This window comes from Flavobacterium sp. ZB4R12, assembly GCF_048276375.1.
In the GTDB taxonomy this organism is placed as follows: domain Bacteria; phylum Bacteroidota; class Bacteroidia; order Flavobacteriales; family Flavobacteriaceae; genus Flavobacterium; species Flavobacterium gawalongense.
Genome location: NZ_JBLNKS010000001.1, coordinates 56225 through 71395, shown reverse-complemented (window position 1 = coordinate 71395; position 15171 = coordinate 56225). Strand labels below are relative to the sequence as shown.

The following is a 15171-nucleotide window of genomic DNA, read 5'->3' as shown; positions in this document are numbered from 1 at the left end:
AGTCGCAAAGATACAAAGGTATGTTTCAAAAGATAAAGGTTCAAAGTAAAAACTCTGAACCTTTATATCTTTGAACCTTTGACCCTTTTTTAATTAATATCATTCAACATTTTAGAGATTTCATCTAATCTTGGCGTAAGAATAATTTCGATTCTACGGTTTTTAGCTTTTCCGTCAGCAGTTGAATTGCTAGCTAATGGCGAAAATTCTCCTCTACCTGCAGCCGTAAGACTTTGCTTGTTGATTTTTTTGTTTTCACTCAAAATAGCAACTATTGCTGTGGCTCTTTTAGTTGATAAATCCCAGTTATCCGCAATTGGCCCTGAAGTCGTAAATGCATCATCATCCGTGTGACCTTCTATCAAAACAGAAATTTCTGGATTGTCTCCCAAAACTTTTCCTACTTCAATCACTGCTTTTTTCCCTTCGGAACCTACTGTCCAACTTCCAGAATTGAAAAGTAGTTTGTTCTCCATAGAAACATATACTTTTCCGTTTTTTTGTTCGACTGTCAATCCTTTTCCTTCAAAACTATTTAAGGCTTTTGACAATGTTTCTTTTAGTTTTTTCATGCTGGCTTCTTTGGCAGCAATCAAAGATTCCAGTTCATCTAAACGCTGTGCGCTTTTGTTTAAACGTTCTTGTTCTAATGCCAAAGCTTTCCCTTTCTCGTCTAATTGCTCCAGCAAATCGCGATTTTTCTTCATGTTGCTTTGCAAAGCATCATTGCTATTTTTTTCTAAAGCGGCATAGGAATCCTGCAAGACTTTGAATTTATTTTGAGCCGCCGCATAATCTGCTTTCAATTTATCCAGCTCTGATTTTGATTTACTCAAATCTGTTTTTAAAGCGTCACGATCTAGTTCTAACTGATTTTTAGCTTTTAGTAAATCGGCATTCTCATCAGAAATGCTTCTGTTTTCTTTTTTTAAATCGGCAAACTTACTTTCTAAATCATTGTATATTTTCTTGGATACACATGAGGTTGAAAGTGCCAGTACTACTAATCCGATGGAAACTCTTTTTATCATTTTTCGTGGTATTTTAATGTTATTTCTATTGTTGTTTTGAAAGCAAAAACGCAATTATATTGGGATGCCCTAGCCCCGATAAAAGTGAAAATCCTTTTTAGTCCTGAACTTGTTTCAGGATCCTGAAACAAGTTCAGGACTAAAAAGATTACTTCACCAAGTTAATATTTTATTTCGGTGTTCAGTGAATTTCATTTGCAACGGATAGCGGGAAATAGCTCCTCCCTTCTCCCGAAATTTCGGGATCCGCTCAGGATGATTACTCCATTTCTACTAAAATCGGACAATGATCTGAATGCACTGCGTCTGGAAGGATAACGGCTCTTTTGAGTTTATGTTTTAGGGAATCGCTAACTAAATTGTAATCGATACGCCAGCCCTTGTTGTTTGCCCTTGCTCCGGCACGGTAACTCCACCACGAATATTGATGTGGCTCACTGTTGAAATGGCGGAAACTATCTACAAATCCGGACTTCATGAATCTGTCCAACCAGGCTCTTTCTTGAGGTAAAAACCCAGAAACGGTCTTGTTTCTGATGGGATCGTGAATGTCGATTGCCTCGTGGCAAATATTGTAATCGCCACAAATGATTAGGTTTGGCGTTTCTTTTTTGAGCTCGTCAATGTAATTCTTAAAATCATCCATGAACATAAATTTATGGTCTAATCGCTCGATATTTGTCCCCGATGGCAAGTACAAACTCATCACAGAAAACCCATCAAAATCAGCCCGAAGGTTTCTTCCTTCGAAATCCATGTGGTGAATCCCGGTTCCATGAACAACATTATTGGGTTTTATTTTAGAGAGAATGGCCACGCCGCTATAGCCTTTTTTTGTGGCTGAATAGTAATATTGATACGGATAACCTGCTTTTGCAATGTCTTCAACCGGGATTTGGTCTTCAGTTGCTTTTATTTCCTGAAGACAAATAATATCCGGATTTGCGTGTTCCAACCAATCTATAAATCCTTTTGAAATCGCAGCCCTGATTCCGTTGACGTTGTATGAAATAATTTTCATTAAAGTGTTTTTTGAGCTTCTTCCGAAAAATCATTGCCTACCTAAGGTTGTCAGGAACCCACTTTTTTATTTTATCGGAAAAAATCATATTGTTTATCTGTGGGTTTCAAATATAATAAAAAAGTAGAAGTTTGATTCAGAAAAATAGAGAAAATGGAGTTTTTTGCTATCTTTGTTTCTTGCTCTAAAAACAATAAATAAATGGGTTTAGTAACCGCCAAAGAAGTTGCAAAAGCGATAAATGTAGATAAGTACGGAGTTCTGGGTACTTTTTCCGGATGGATGCTGATGAAGGTGCTAAAGATTTCTACCTTAAACAAAGTCTACAATAGAAACAAACATTTAAAAGATGTTGACTTCCTGAACGGAATATTAGATGATTTACAAATAAAATTCGAAATTCCGGAAGAGGATTTAAAACGTCTACCAAAAGAAGGTGCTTACATCACGATTTCAAATCATCCTTTGGGAGGAATTGACGGTGTTTTATTATTGAAATTAATGCTTGACAGGGAACCTAATTTCAAAATTATTGCCAATTTTCTTTTACACCGAATCAGACCACTCAAAAAATACATCATGCCGGTAAATCCTTTTGAAAATCATAAGGATACCAAGTCTAACGTGGTAGGAATAAAAGAAACACTACGTCATTTAAGTGACGGAAAACCGTTGGGAATGTTTCCTGCAGGAGAAGTTTCTACGTATAAAGACGGCAAATTAATGGTGGACAAACCTTGGGAGGAAGGCGCTATCAAAGTGATCAGAAAGGCTCAGGTTCCTGTTGTTCCCATTTATTTTCATGCCAAAAACAGCCGATTATTTTATTTACTTTCTAAAATAAGCGGCACTTTTAGAACTGCAAAACTGCCTTCGGAAGTGTTCAGTCAAAAGCATCGTGTGATAAAAGTGCGTATTGGCAAACCTATTTCGGTAAGTGAGCAAAACGAGTTCACAACGCTAGAGGAATATTCAGAATTTTTGAGAAAGAAAACGTACATGCTTGCGAATCCTTTTGAAAAAGAGAGTCCTTTTTTACCAACTCCAACTTTAAAACTTCCAAAAAGTCCGAAGAAAATTGTTACTCCTGCCAATGGTGAGAAAATGATTGCCGAAGTTGATGCATTGCGAAGTACCGATTACCGACTGTTACAAAGTAAAAACTATGAAGTTTTCTTTGCTAAAGCATCCAAAATTCCGAATATTTTGCATGAAATTGGTCGCCTTCGAGAAATTACCTTCCGAGAAGTGGGCGAAGGAACAAACGAATCTATCGATTTGGACAAGCATGATCAATATTATCATCACCTTTTTTTATGGGATAGCGATGCCAATAAAATTGCCGGTGCTTACCGAATGGGTTTAGGATCAGAAATTTATCCGAAATACGGAATAAATGGTTTTTACCTCAACGATCTTTTCCGATTTGAACCAGAACTACATGATATGATGCACAAATCCATAGAAATGGGCCGCGCTTTCATCATCAAAGAATACCAACAGAAACCAATGCCCCTTTTCTTGCTTTGGAAAGGAATTATGCACACCACGTTGCGTTATCCAGAGCATAAATATTTACTGGGAGGCGTGAGTATCAGTAATCAATTTTCAGATTTCTCAAAATCGCTGATGATTGAATTCATGAAATCGAATTATTATGATCCGTATATTGCGCAATACATTCACCCAAAGAAAGCCTATAAAGTAAAACTAAAAGATGCTGATAAGGATTTCATTTTTGACGAAGCCGAATCAGATTTAAATAAGTTTGATAAAATTATCGATGAATTGGAACCAGGAAGTTTGCGTTTACCTGTTTTGATTAAAAAATACATCAAACAAAATGCAAAAGTTGTCGCTTTTAATGTGGATCCGCTGTTTAACAATGCCGTTGACGGATTGATGTACATTCGAATTGCAGACATTCCAGAAAGCACGATGAAGCCCGTTATGGAAGAGTTTCAGAAAGAACTGGAACGAAAACTAAGTGAAAAGGAAGATTGATTTCAGATTTCAGATTATATAAAAAATCCCGAAAAAATTGGGATTTTTTATGTTTTAAAACCAACCTTTTTTGCCTACTTGATACGTTTGATAAAACTCTTCGTCTGATTTTGTTAAATATATGATTCCCTCAATTATTCCTAATATACCTGTTACTGTTCCACAGGTACACAAACTAATTACCAACCATATAATCCCTTCCGTAGTGTACCCTAAAAGGAATTTATGAATCCCGAAAGGTCCCAAAAGAATAGCAAGCAGTCCTGCTGCAAGTTTTTTATTGTCTTGTTGAACTGGTCGTGGATTATTCCATTCTTCATGTTTCGAATTTTCCATAGATTGATTGTTATAAGGTTGTTTTTCAGTGATTAAAAATATAAAAATTATTGGAATGCTGTATCAATTGGTTCCCAAAGTTCGATTTTATTTCCTTCGATGTCTAAAATCCAACCAAATTTCCCATAATCATAAGTCTCCACATCCCCTACAATTGTTACACCTTCAGCGGATAATTTTTGTAATAAATTTTCTAGATCATCTACTCTGAAGTTTTGCATGAATTGTTTTTCGCTTGGCGCAAAATAAGTAGTATCATCTGCAAACGGTGACCATTGGGTAGAACAATCATTCCCATTTTTATCTTTCCACCAAAAAGCTGAACCATATTCGTCGGTTTTTAAACCTAAATGCTTTCCGTACCAAGCCACAAGTTCTTTTGGATTTTTAGACTTGAAGAAGAAACCGCCAATTCCAGTAACTCGTTTCTCCGGCTCTGTAACTTTGGCTTGACCAAAATATTTTACCTTGATTTTATCAACTATTACTTGTGCCAAACGTTCGTGGCTCTCGAATGTCCAACCAGCAATATGTGGGCTAAGAATCACATTCTTGGCTTGCAATAAATATTGAAAAGCCTCTGGCGTATTTTTATGTTGAAAAAGAGTTTCAAAAGACAATTTCTCATATTCCAAAACATCCAAACCAGCTCCAAGTATTTTCCCGGATTCCATGGCAGACACTAAATCAGCGGTAACTATATTCTTGCCACGAGAGGTATTTATAATCCAAAATGGTTTTGCAAACCCATTGATAAAATCACTGTCAACCATTTTATCCGTTTGTGGTGTCCACGGAATATGCAAACTTACAACATCTACTTTTTGTTGAAATTCTTCCAAAGAAACTTGCTTAGCATTGGCATCTCCCACATTTTCCAGGATATCATAACACAACACTTCGACATCAAAACCACGGAGTTTCTTGGCGAATAATTTCCCCATATTTCCGTAACCAATTATGCCAACTGTTCTTCCATCCAATTCGTAACCGCGATTGCTTTCCCGGTTCCAATGACCCGATCGTATCTCACTATCCGCTTGGTTTAATTTATTAAAAAGAGATAAAATCATTCCCAAGGTATGTTCGGCCACAGCATTACGATTGCCTTCGGGTGCAGCGATAAGTGTAATGTTTTTTGACAACGCATACTCGCAATCAATACTTTCCAATCCTGCTCCAACGCGAGCTATAAATTGCAAATTAGTCGCTTTATCCAAGAAAGTCTTGTCAATTTTGAATCGGCTTCGAATAACAATTCCGTGATAATCTTGAATTTTGGCTTCGATTTCTTCTTTTGATGATGTATAATCGCTATGATTTATAAATCCAGAATTTTGCAATTGATCCCAAAGCAAAGGGTGATTGCTATCGATATGAAGGATTTTGATATCCATAAAATATACTTTTTTTGATACATCAAATTAACAAAAAAAATACGGTTTATTATTTTAAGAAAAAAAAAACACCCAAAAATGCCTAAATTAGCATTCTGCTTATTTTTCATGATAAACTACAGCCGCTTCTTATAACTAAAAATCTAAAATGAGATTAACAAGAACATTTAACACCTTTTTTGAAAGCGAAAAAGCAGGAGGACTTCTTTTGCTTTTTGTTACCATTTTATCCCTTTATCTTGCCAATTCACCCATCCAGACAGAATACATACAGTTTTGGGAAACCAATGTTGGACATCATTCCATTACCCATTGGATTAATGATGGCTTAATGTCCATTTTCTTTCTTTTAATAGGTTTAGAATTGGAACGGGAAATTTATAATGGAGAATTGTCCAGTATCAAAAATGCCGCTTTGCCAATTTTTGGAGCATTAGGCGGAATGATTGTCCCTGCAGGAATCTTTTTATTGTTGAATTTTGGAACCATAACACAAAATGGAGCTGGGATTCCAATGGCAACTGATATTGCTTTTGCTATTGGTATCCTATCGCTTTTAGGAAATCGCGTACCTACATCGCTCAAAGTATTCTTGACTGCACTTGCCGTGATTGATGATTTGGGTGCCATTATTGTCATTGCCATATTCTATACAAAAACGATTGCTTTTGTCAATTTATTTATCGCTTTTGCTATTATGGGAGGCTTATTTATCCTTAACCGAAGAAAGGTACACCGTCTCATCCCCTATCTGATTGGCGGAGCCGCCATGTGGTATTTTATGCTGAATTCCGGTGTGCATGCAACTATTACCGGCGTATTGTTGGCCTTTGTAATCCCGTTTGGTGACGGAGGCAAAAGCACCTCTTCCTATAGATTACAGCATTTTTTACACAAACCGGTAGCCTTTTTTATTCTTCCCTTATTTGCCGTAGCGAATACTTGTATTGCTATTGGCCAAGATTGGCATGAAGGATTGAATCATCCCAACACGATTGGAATTATGCTGGGTCTTGTTGTGGGGAAACCATTAGGAATATGGTTGTTTTCATTTCTTGCCGTTAGTTTAGGAATTTGCACCCTGCCTAGAGATTTAAAATGGAATACTATTCTTGGAGCAGGAATGCTGGGTGGAATAGGATTTACAATGTCTATTTTCATTACACTGCTTGCGTTTAAAAATGATGGTGAGGAAGTAATTACCTATTCTAAAATTGCGATTCTAATTGCTTCTTTTATTGCTGGAACGATTGGATTTTTGTGGTTGAAAAACACATTAAAAACTCCAATTAAAAAAATAAAGACTAAATCAACAGTTTAATTGATTCTTCCAATAAAAAAGGATGTTTAGTTTTAAAACTAAACACCCTTTTTTTGTTTCAAAGAGGTTTCGAATACTGATGATTGCAAATTAGCGCTATAGAACTGGGTAATGTAAAACTAGGTCAGTTCTACTTACTAGCCCAATAATCGAATACGGTAATTTTATCAGGAATAGGATTCAACAGCGCTACAAAAGCTTTGTGGTCAGGATGAATTAGATAGGCATCTCTATCACTTTCGCTACTGAATGTAAGTATAAAACAATGAGTCAAACCATTGTTCAAGTTCTCAGGACTGTTATTGGTTCCCCATTCAAATGATTTGATTGTTGGGATTTTATGCTTTAAATCACTCAAAGCCGTTACTACTTTAGTGATATATGCGGCATCCGTACCTTCTTTCCATCCAAACATAACTACATGCCTGAGCACTTGTTTTTGTTTGCCTTGTTGCGCATTTACGATACTGTACGTTGAGAGTAAAATAAGGGTTATAAGTAGTACCTTTTTCATTGTGGTTTTTTTTGAAATATACGATTTATTTGAGTTGGATTTGCAGGGAAGCAATCAAACTATTCAATTCCTCCGCTACCAAAAACAAGTCAGCAAAAGCTGCGCAAATGTGTCTGATTTTAAGCTATTTTACAATCCTCTTATTAAATACAAACGCCTTAAAGTTTAACACAAAATATGTTGTGAAAAGCTGCGCAAATGTCTCTGACTTTGCGCCATTTTACAATCCTCTTATTAAATGCAATCGCCTTAAAGTCTCCTGACTTTTTAACAGAATTTCAATACTGATTGTATTTGGCAAAAGACTTAGCATCCAAAACGATACGATATGATTCGATTTTATTCGAATATTCGAAAACTATTTTTTTGATTCGATATGATTCGAATTGGTACGTTCGTGATCCGTTAATGATAAGGCTTTAATATAAAACTAACAAAATCATCCTTACGAACCATTTTGGTCTGATTTTTTTTAACCTTATCTCTTCAAATATAAGATTTTTTTCATAAAATGATTTTATAAACAAGGCATAGCGAATGATTGCAGATTTTTGATTAACGATTTTTGATTTTAGATGTAAATAAACGCAGATAAATCGCTAAAAATGAACACTCTTAGATTCCGCAGACAAAATTTGAAATCGTTAATCAAGAATCTGCGATCAAAAATCAATTCTGCCCGCGTGAGGGATAAAAGCAAGCTACCGAAGTAGCGCGGATAGCCCGACACCATTAAAAAAAGGGTCTTATCAACAGTTACGCTGATAAGACCCTTTTTTTAATGGGGGCACGCCCAAATGACGTTTATCCCTTGATTTGTTTCAAAGAAGTTTTGATTCCTCGTATCAATGACGAACTGAATCCGTGCATTTCCATTTCGTTCAATCCAGCAATCGTACAGCCTTGTGGTGTTGTCACTCTGTCAATTAATTGTTCCGGATGTCCTTTTTCTTCCAGCAGCATTTCGGCAGCACCTTTTACGGTTTGTGCAGAAATAGCTAGTGCCGTTTGCCAGTCAAATCCTATTTCGATTCCGGCTTGCATCGATGCACGAATATAACGCAAAGCAAAAGCAGTTCCGCTAGCCGCAAGAACGGTTGCTGCATCCATCAGTTTTTCGTCTATAATGGGAGCGGTTCCTAAATCCTGGAAAAGAGCTACCACATTTTGTGCTTTCTCTTTGTCTTTTTCATGAAACGCAATACAAGTAGCAGATGCACCAAATTGTGATGCGATATTTGGCATGATTCGGATAGCGCTATTGGAATCGCCTATCTTCTTTTGTAAATTTTCTATTGACAATCCACTAACCGCTGAAGCAATTACTTTATTAGAAATCACCGGAAGGATTTCGGCTAAAACAGTATCGACCTGATAGGGCTTTATGGTAAGGATAATTACATCTGCTTCTTGAATCTGATGGGTATTATCAGTAGAAACCGTAATGCCTAATTTCTCCAAATAGAGAATACTTGTCGTATTTCTTCTGGTTACGGTAACTTGATTTTCTTGTGAAAATTTTGATATCCCCAATGCGATAGAAACACCCAAGTTTCCTCCGCCAATAATGTGTACTTTCATGCTGGTTGTGGTTTTCCTCTCCCCGACCCTCTCCAAAGGAGAGGGAGTCGATATGGAAAGTGTTAGTTATTATTATATATTTTAGATTCTTTTATAAGCATTTGAATCCAATTTGCTTTTATTGTTTTTCGTCCATTCAACTATTTTTTGTTCCGTTTTACTTCACAAAAACACTTAAAATAACGTTTTTAATATTTGTACCCAACAAGGTTTTATATTCTTTTAACTCCAAAAATCATCTCATTATTAAAACCCTAAAATCAATTTTGCTATCGAAAAATAGATAAGAATTCCGCAAATATCGTTGCTTGTTGTAATAAATGGTCCCGTTGCCAATGCAGGGTCAATTCCGAATTTATCGAGCAATAATGGGATAAAGGTTCCAATAAGCGACGCGATAATGATTACAGAAACTAATGCTATGGTAACGATGATTCCAATGATGATTTCAACATTCAACAGAAAATGACTTCCCAGAAACAATATGGTTGCCAGAATCACTCCGTTTAATAAACTCAGCGAAACTTCTTTTATCAATCGGTTAAATAAGGATCCACTCAACGTATTATTAGCCAAACCCTGAACAATAATTGCCGAAGATTGCACCCCTACATTTCCAGCCATGGCCGCAATAAGTGGCGTGAAAAAGAATAAATTCCCATGTTCCAACATGGCTCCTTCAAACAAACCAAGCACTCTTACGGTTATAAAACCTCCCAAAAGTGCTAAAACCAACCAAGGCAAACGCGCTTTGGTCAATTCCATAATACTATCATCGGCTTCGACATCCTGTGAGATACCCGCCGCCAATTGGTAATCCTGATCGGCTTCGTCCTTGATTACATCGACGATATCATCGATGGTTATTCTTCCCACCAAACGCCCTAATTCATCCACCACCGGAATGGCTTCTAAATCGTATTTTTGCATGATTCGGGCAACCTCAACGTCTTCGGTATCTACTTTTACAGAATTCAGCTTTCGGATGTAAACATCGCTGATCGCAGTTCTGGACGAAGTGGTTAATAAATCCTTGAGTGACAATCGTCCTTTCAATCGGTCTTCATCATCCACCACATAAATGGAATGGACTCTTGAAATATTTTCGGCCTGAATACGCATTTCTTTTACGCAGGTAAGCACGTTCCAATTTTCATTGACTTTAACCAATTCCTTGTGCATGATTCCACCCGCAGTATCTTCTTGATAACGAAGTAAATCTACAATGTCTTTGGCATGCTCAACGTCTTGCAATTCTGATATTACTTCCGCTTTCAAATCTTGGGAAAGTTCGGCAATAATATCAGCGGCATCATTGGTTTCCAGTTCGTCTAATTCCTCCGCAATTTCTTTTGGCGAAAGCCTGCTTAATATATTCTCCCGCAAATCATCTTCCAATTCAAGAAGAATTTCTGCTGTTTTATCACTGTCTAATACTCTAAAAATATAGGTTGCCTCGTCAAAATCGAGTTCGTCGAGAATTTCGGCAATATCAGCATGGTGCATATCATTCAATAAAACTTCCAACTGTTGGTCGTTTTTACTTTGAATGAGTTGCTCTAATTCTTGGATTAGTTCTTTGCTGATTTTAAACTCCATCGGCTTCTATTTTTTGGGTAAGTTCTATGAACTGTTCTACATTAAGTTGTTCCGGACGAAGATCAAAAACTTTATCTTCTCTTAAATTATCGGACAAATTTAAGGTTTTTAAACTGTTACGCAACGTCTTTCTACGTTGTTGAAAAGCGGTTTTAACCACAGTAAAAAACAATTTTTCGCCGCAAGGCAAGCTATAATCTTTCTTTCTGCGCAAACGTAAAACACCCGATTTTACTTTTGGTGGCGGAATAAAAACATTTTCATCTACCGTAAATAAGTATTCGGCATCATAAAAAGCCTGAACCAAAACCGAAAGAATTCCATACGCTTTTGTTCCCTTTTTTTCACAAATACGCTGTGCCACTTCTTTTTGGAACATCCCTGCAAATTCAGGAATCTGATCGCGATATTCTAATGCGCGAAAGACGATTTGGGTTGAAATATTATACGGAAAATTCCCAATGATAGCGAATTGTTTTCCTTCGAAAATTTCGTTGATATTGTATTTCAGGAAATCTTTAGAGATAATCTTATCCCTCAATTTTGGATAATTTTCGTCTAAATACGTTACTGATTCTGTATCGATTTCTATTACGTAGGTATTGATTGGCTTGTCCAATAAATACTTTGTCAAAACACCCATTCCAGGACCTATTTCTAACACATCATCATATCCTTCTAAGCTCAAGGTGTCAGCAATGTCTTTTGCAATGCTTTCGTCTTTCAAGAAATGTTGTCCGAGGTGTTTTTTGGCTTTTACTTTTTCCATTTTGTTTGTTTTTTTGCCACGAAGGCACAAAGTGTTTTTATATTTTTTTAAAATTGGAAGTCGCAAATTACGTCCTCTAATTTATGTCAAAAACTGAAAACTATTTCCAGAGATTTTCATTATTCCAATCTGGCTTCATTCCGATTGCATTTGGGTCAACGTTTGGATATTTTATAAAAAGAGTATTTAATCTTTCGCCGAAATCATTTTCAGGTTGAATTCTATCTAATAAATATTTCATAATACAAAGATGGACGTACAGTTTTTCGTTCTGTTTCGGCACATCTTTAACCCAATTAAATGGTGGATTCGGCAATAATTTTGGGTTTCCTGGCAAATTTTTATTCCATAATCTAGAATGATGTGCGCAATAATTTCGAATTTGCGCAATAGATTGTAGCCAACTGGGCAAAAAAGTGTGATTAACAACCCCGAATTCTTTAGCAATTACATCTTTAGAATTAACTGTATTCTTCAAATTACCATTTAATTTTGATAACGATCCAAAACTGGTTTGCTCTAATGACTTCCAAGCTGGCGGAAAACGCAAATCGTCTTTATGGTTTTTAAAATGATTTTTTATTGTTATTTCTTTACTTCGTTCTAATTCTTCTTCTAGACTTGAAAGTGTTTTTACTAAAGCTTTACTGTCTATAAATAAATCGAAATTTTGAAACCACCAAGGATTGAATTCGTGCGAAAGATGATATATTAGTTTCGTTCTTAAACTTATTTCTATTTTTTCGATTATATCAAACAATAAAATTTTTAGTTCTCCATCAAATTGATAAAGCGCAATTACGTCTTTAAATTTACTGTTTTCTTTAAAAATATGGTTGACTTTATCTGATTGCATCGAATACCAATATTCACCCAACCGATAATAACTTATATGAGATAAATAATGTGCTGCCTTATCTTCAGGAGTGATTGTTAAGCCTCGTGTTTGTAATCTTTCTATCTGTTCTTGAATAGTAAAAGGTAATTTTTCGAACATAATTAATATAAAAAATTAAAAAACGAAACGTATTTAAAGCAAAAGACACACCCTGGGACGCTGTCTTTATTACTAAAAACTGTAGCGTGGTGTGTACTGTTGGTACAAAGGTACCAAAAAAAATGCACCAAACAACAATAACTTTTATTTTTTGAATTGGAGATCACAAATTGCAACCTCCAATTTTATTCTTCATTTTCCAACTGATCACAAAAAACTGAATACTGACCACTAAAAAACTAATGATCCGAAATCAATTCCAACTCGGTTCTAAAAGCAAGCATTTTGTCTCCAAACAACTTCAATCCTTCTTCGCGAAAGGCTGGCGCATCTTCCTGATAATATTTCTCCAAGGTTTCCTTACTGTCTGTGGTGTATTGAACGGAATAAGTCACTCCGCCCATTTCTTCTTCAATTAAAACCCGCACCATTCTTGCCGAGGAAAATTTTCCAGTAGCCAGAATTTCAGGAATGTGCTTGTGTTGCATCCAAATCATCCATTGATCGTGAACGCTTTCATGTATGTTTGTGGTAACGTTGTATATTATCATTTCTTTTGATTTTTCCTCACCCCAACCCTCTCCAAAGGAGAGGGAGCCAGAGTAGAATATAATTAACTTAATTTTCTTATTGAAATCGAATTTTATTTTAAAATCTATTTTCTATCCGTCTATTATCTCCAAGTCTAATTTAAAGATTCGTATCCCCTCGCAATTGCCTGAATTTCTTCCGGGCTTCCACAAAATAGATACTGTCTTCGTGACTGAAAATTATCTTTTCGTATAATGGTTTTGCCTTTTCGGGCTGCTGCAATTTTTTGTTATAAATTTCTGCTGAGAAATATAAGGCCTCATCAATATAAATTCCGTCGCTGTACTGGTCAATAATAGCTTGATATTGGCTTAAAGCCAAAGTAAAATCGCCTAGTTTTGCGTAAATTTTACCCAAACGCAACAACGTCACCGCCTCTATTTCCTGGCCTTTATAGGTTTTTAATATCGTCTGAAACTGCGTTACCGCTTCCTGATTTCTATTTTGATACAAAAGGTAATCTCCTTTTGCAAATTGCTTCAAAGCTGTTTGTGTCGAATCGGCAACCGTATTGTCATTGATTAAAAGAAAATATTCTAAAGCATCGTTGGCAATCAATTGCGTATTCGCAGATTTCAGTTCTTTGAATTGTTTCAAAGCCCATATAAAATCCGTTTTGAAATAACTGGTTTTAGCGGCTTTCAAACTCGCTTCATGTGCCACTATATCATTTTTCAAGTCCAATTCTATCTGTGAATAATAGATTAAAGCCTGATTGAATTTTTCTTCGTAAAGCAAAATATCCGCCAATTCCATTTTGACCTGAGCCACTTCATAATCGTCTAACTGTAATTCGAGTGCTTTCTTAACTATGGCTCTTCCTTCCTCCGGTTTTTTTAAATTAAAAGCTACAAAATGCGCCTGAATCAGCTGCAAAGATAAGGTAAAAGGACTTATTTCAAATTGTTTCAATAAACCTTCCAATTCCGTATTGATAACGGCATACTCTTTTTCTTTGGCCTTTTCTATTTTCATTTTAATCAAATAGGAATTCGCCTGAATCAACAGTTCTAAGTCTTTGGTGTTTTCCAATACAAAACCCAGAATTTCCTTAGCTGCTTCCTGATTGTCTTCTTCAATAGCCAATTGTCCTAAATTCACGATGTTGCCAAGTGATTCCGGGTCGCGTTTATAAATGGCTTTTTCCTGAATAAATGCTTTCTCGAACTCTTTTTGTTGGGTATAAAACCAACTCAAATAATGATTCCAGAAAAGATCTTGATTTTTTTGTGTTCTAACAATTAATGCTTTGCGTAATGTTTCACTAAAGTTGGCATCACCCTCATCAACCATAAAACGAGCCAGTTGATTTTGAATCAATATCGAATTTTGGGGATTCGCATAAGCTTCATTAAGGAAGGTAGTAATCATCATTTCCTGATTGCCTAATTGACCATAAAGCAACCCAATTTGGTAATTGAAATTAAAATTAGATTCTAATTCCGTTGCCGTTTGATAGGATTTCAAGGCATATTCCAGCAACACTTTTTTCTCAAAAGAGTTTGAAATTCCGTACACTTCATTTGGATTTTTTTTGATTCGGTCTAATGCCTGTTCGTAGTAAATTTTGGCTTTGGCACCATTTTTTTGCAACTGAAAATTATATCCCAATTCTACCAAAAGATTGCCTTGTTTGTATTTATCTAATCGCGTTTGTATCGCTTTTTCGGCAACAGAAAATTGCTGTAATTGTTGGTAACAGTCGATTGTTCTTAGAAAATACTGTGTGTTTTGAGGCAGATTTTCCAGTAATTCCTCATAACTGATCAGTGCTTTTTCAAAATCGCCCTTATCGTAATAATATTGCGCTAATTGTTCGTTTTGAGAAAAACAAAGGAATGAAAAAAACAGGGTAATATGTAGAAATAAGTGTTTCATTTCAAAAGTGTTCAGTATTCAGTGTTCAGCAAGCGTACTCAAAAAATAAATATTCAATTCTTAATACCAAAAAAAATCACAATCAAACCCCAATGGTTCTAAACAATTGTGTTATTATGGTATATTTCTATC

The 15171-nt window shown here is 35.8% G+C and carries 13 protein-coding genes and 1 pseudogene; 2 read left to right on the top strand and 12 right to left on the bottom strand.

The genetic code is table 11. The features are described from left to right. Positions 1-89: 89 nt before the first annotated feature. A complete protein-coding gene (locus ACNO7W_RS00300) occupies positions 90-1031 on the bottom strand; it encodes an OmpA family protein (RefSeq protein WP_417936568.1) in 942 nt (313 codons plus the stop codon). Positions 1032-1290: 259 nt separating this feature from the next. Next, a complete protein-coding gene (locus ACNO7W_RS00295; RefSeq protein WP_417936567.1) occupies positions 1291-2052 on the bottom strand; it encodes an exodeoxyribonuclease III in 762 nt (253 codons plus the stop codon). A gap of 201 nt (positions 2053-2253) precedes the next feature. Here ACNO7W_RS00295 and ACNO7W_RS00290 point away from each other — a divergent pair, with 201 nt between their 5' ends. Then, positions 2254-4056, top strand: a complete 1803-nt coding sequence (locus tag ACNO7W_RS00290; protein WP_417936566.1) for a GNAT family N-acyltransferase — start codon at positions 2254-2256, stop codon at positions 4054-4056. 54 nt (positions 4057-4110) lie between these two features. Here ACNO7W_RS00290 and ACNO7W_RS00285 read toward each other — a convergent pair whose 3' ends face one another. The 3 genes and pseudogenes from ACNO7W_RS00285 to ACNO7W_RS00275 all read right to left on the bottom strand — a co-directional run. Then, a complete protein-coding gene (locus ACNO7W_RS00285; RefSeq protein ID WP_417936565.1) occupies positions 4111-4392 on the bottom strand; it encodes a TM2 domain-containing protein in 282 nt (93 codons plus the stop codon). 47 nt (positions 4393-4439) lie between these two features. Continuing rightward, complete coding sequence (locus tag ACNO7W_RS00280) at positions 4440-4805, bottom strand: VOC family protein (protein ID WP_394364614.1); 366 nt, start codon at positions 4803-4805, stop codon at positions 4440-4442. Between the two features lie 45 nt (positions 4806-4850). Beyond that, positions 4851-5789, bottom strand: a pseudogene (locus ACNO7W_RS00275) (2-hydroxyacid dehydrogenase); the annotation flags it as partial. Between the two features lie 148 nt (positions 5790-5937). Here ACNO7W_RS00275 and nhaA point away from each other — a divergent pair. Continuing rightward, a complete protein-coding gene (gene nhaA / locus ACNO7W_RS00270) occupies positions 5938-7110 on the top strand; it encodes a Na+/H+ antiporter NhaA (RefSeq protein ID WP_417936564.1) in 1173 nt (390 codons plus the stop codon). A 130-nt stretch (positions 7111-7240) separates the two neighbouring features. On the opposite strand, the gene ACNO7W_RS00265 is transcribed toward nhaA, so the two are convergent. From ACNO7W_RS00265 to ACNO7W_RS00235, 7 genes are all read right to left on the bottom strand, one after another. After that, complete coding sequence (locus ACNO7W_RS00265; RefSeq protein WP_314895902.1) at positions 7241-7624, bottom strand: Dabb family protein; 384 nt, start codon at positions 7622-7624, stop codon at positions 7241-7243. A gap of 804 nt (positions 7625-8428) precedes the next feature. Further along, the gene (proC, locus tag ACNO7W_RS00260) at positions 8429-9205 is read right to left on the bottom strand and encodes a pyrroline-5-carboxylate reductase (RefSeq protein WP_417936563.1); all 777 of its coding nucleotides are present in this window, start codon (positions 9203-9205) and stop codon (positions 8429-8431) included. A 246-nt stretch (positions 9206-9451) separates the two neighbouring features. Continuing rightward, on the bottom strand, positions 9452-10804 hold the full coding sequence (gene mgtE / locus ACNO7W_RS00255; RefSeq protein ID WP_143387124.1) for a magnesium transporter: 1353 nt from the start codon (positions 10802-10804) through the stop codon (positions 9452-9454). Then, positions 10794-11573: a 16S rRNA (adenine(1518)-N(6)/adenine(1519)-N(6))-dimethyltransferase RsmA gene (gene rsmA / locus ACNO7W_RS00250; RefSeq protein WP_417936562.1), complete on the bottom strand. Its 780-nt coding sequence runs from the start codon at positions 11571-11573 to the stop codon at positions 10794-10796. The genes mgtE and rsmA overlap by 11 nt, the downstream gene beginning before the upstream one ends. 100 nt (positions 11574-11673) lie before the next feature. After that, the gene (locus ACNO7W_RS00245) at positions 11674-12570 is read right to left on the bottom strand and encodes an Abi family protein (RefSeq protein WP_417936561.1); all 897 of its coding nucleotides are present in this window, start codon (positions 12568-12570) and stop codon (positions 11674-11676) included. A 239-nt stretch (positions 12571-12809) separates the two neighbouring features. Then, on the bottom strand, positions 12810-13121 hold the full coding sequence (locus ACNO7W_RS00240; protein WP_143387122.1) for a DUF4286 family protein: 312 nt from the start codon (positions 13119-13121) through the stop codon (positions 12810-12812). Between the two features lie 139 nt (positions 13122-13260). Next, positions 13261-15039, bottom strand: a complete 1779-nt coding sequence (locus ACNO7W_RS00235) for a tetratricopeptide repeat protein (protein ID WP_417936560.1) — start codon at positions 15037-15039, stop codon at positions 13261-13263. Positions 15040-15171: the final 132 nt, after the last annotated feature.

Coding starts and splice junctions, on each gene's coding strand:
- ACNO7W_RS00265 (WP_314895902.1), bottom strand. CDS start 7,624: ATGAAAAAGGTACTACTTATAACCCTTATTTTACTCTCAACGTACAGT.
- mgtE (WP_143387124.1), bottom strand. CDS start 10,804: ATGGAGTTTAAAATCAGCAAAGAACTAATCCAAGAATTAGAGCAACTC.
- ACNO7W_RS00300 (WP_417936568.1), bottom strand. CDS start 1,031: ATGATAAAAAGAGTTTCCATCGGATTAGTAGTACTGGCACTTTCAACC.
- ACNO7W_RS00235 (WP_417936560.1), bottom strand. CDS start 15,039: ATGAAACACTTATTTCTACATATTACCCTGTTTTTTTCATTCCTTTGT.
- rsmA (WP_417936562.1), bottom strand. CDS start 11,573: ATGGAAAAAGTAAAAGCCAAAAAACACCTCGGACAACATTTCTTGAAA.
- ACNO7W_RS00295 (WP_417936567.1), bottom strand. CDS start 2,052: ATGAAAATTATTTCATACAACGTCAACGGAATCAGGGCTGCGATTTCA.
- ACNO7W_RS00240 (WP_143387122.1), bottom strand. CDS start 13,121: ATGATAATATACAACGTTACCACAAACATACATGAAAGCGTTCACGAT.
- ACNO7W_RS00290 (WP_417936566.1), top strand. CDS start 2,254: ATGGGTTTAGTAACCGCCAAAGAAGTTGCAAAAGCGATAAATGTAGAT.
- ACNO7W_RS00245 (WP_417936561.1), bottom strand. CDS start 12,570: ATGTTCGAAAAATTACCTTTTACTATTCAAGAACAGATAGAAAGATTA.
- proC (WP_417936563.1), bottom strand. CDS start 9,205: ATGAAAGTACACATTATTGGCGGAGGAAACTTGGGTGTTTCTATCGCA.
- ACNO7W_RS00285 (WP_417936565.1), bottom strand. CDS start 4,392: ATGGAAAATTCGAAACATGAAGAATGGAATAATCCACGACCAGTTCAA.
- nhaA (WP_417936564.1), top strand. CDS start 5,938: ATGAGATTAACAAGAACATTTAACACCTTTTTTGAAAGCGAAAAAGCA.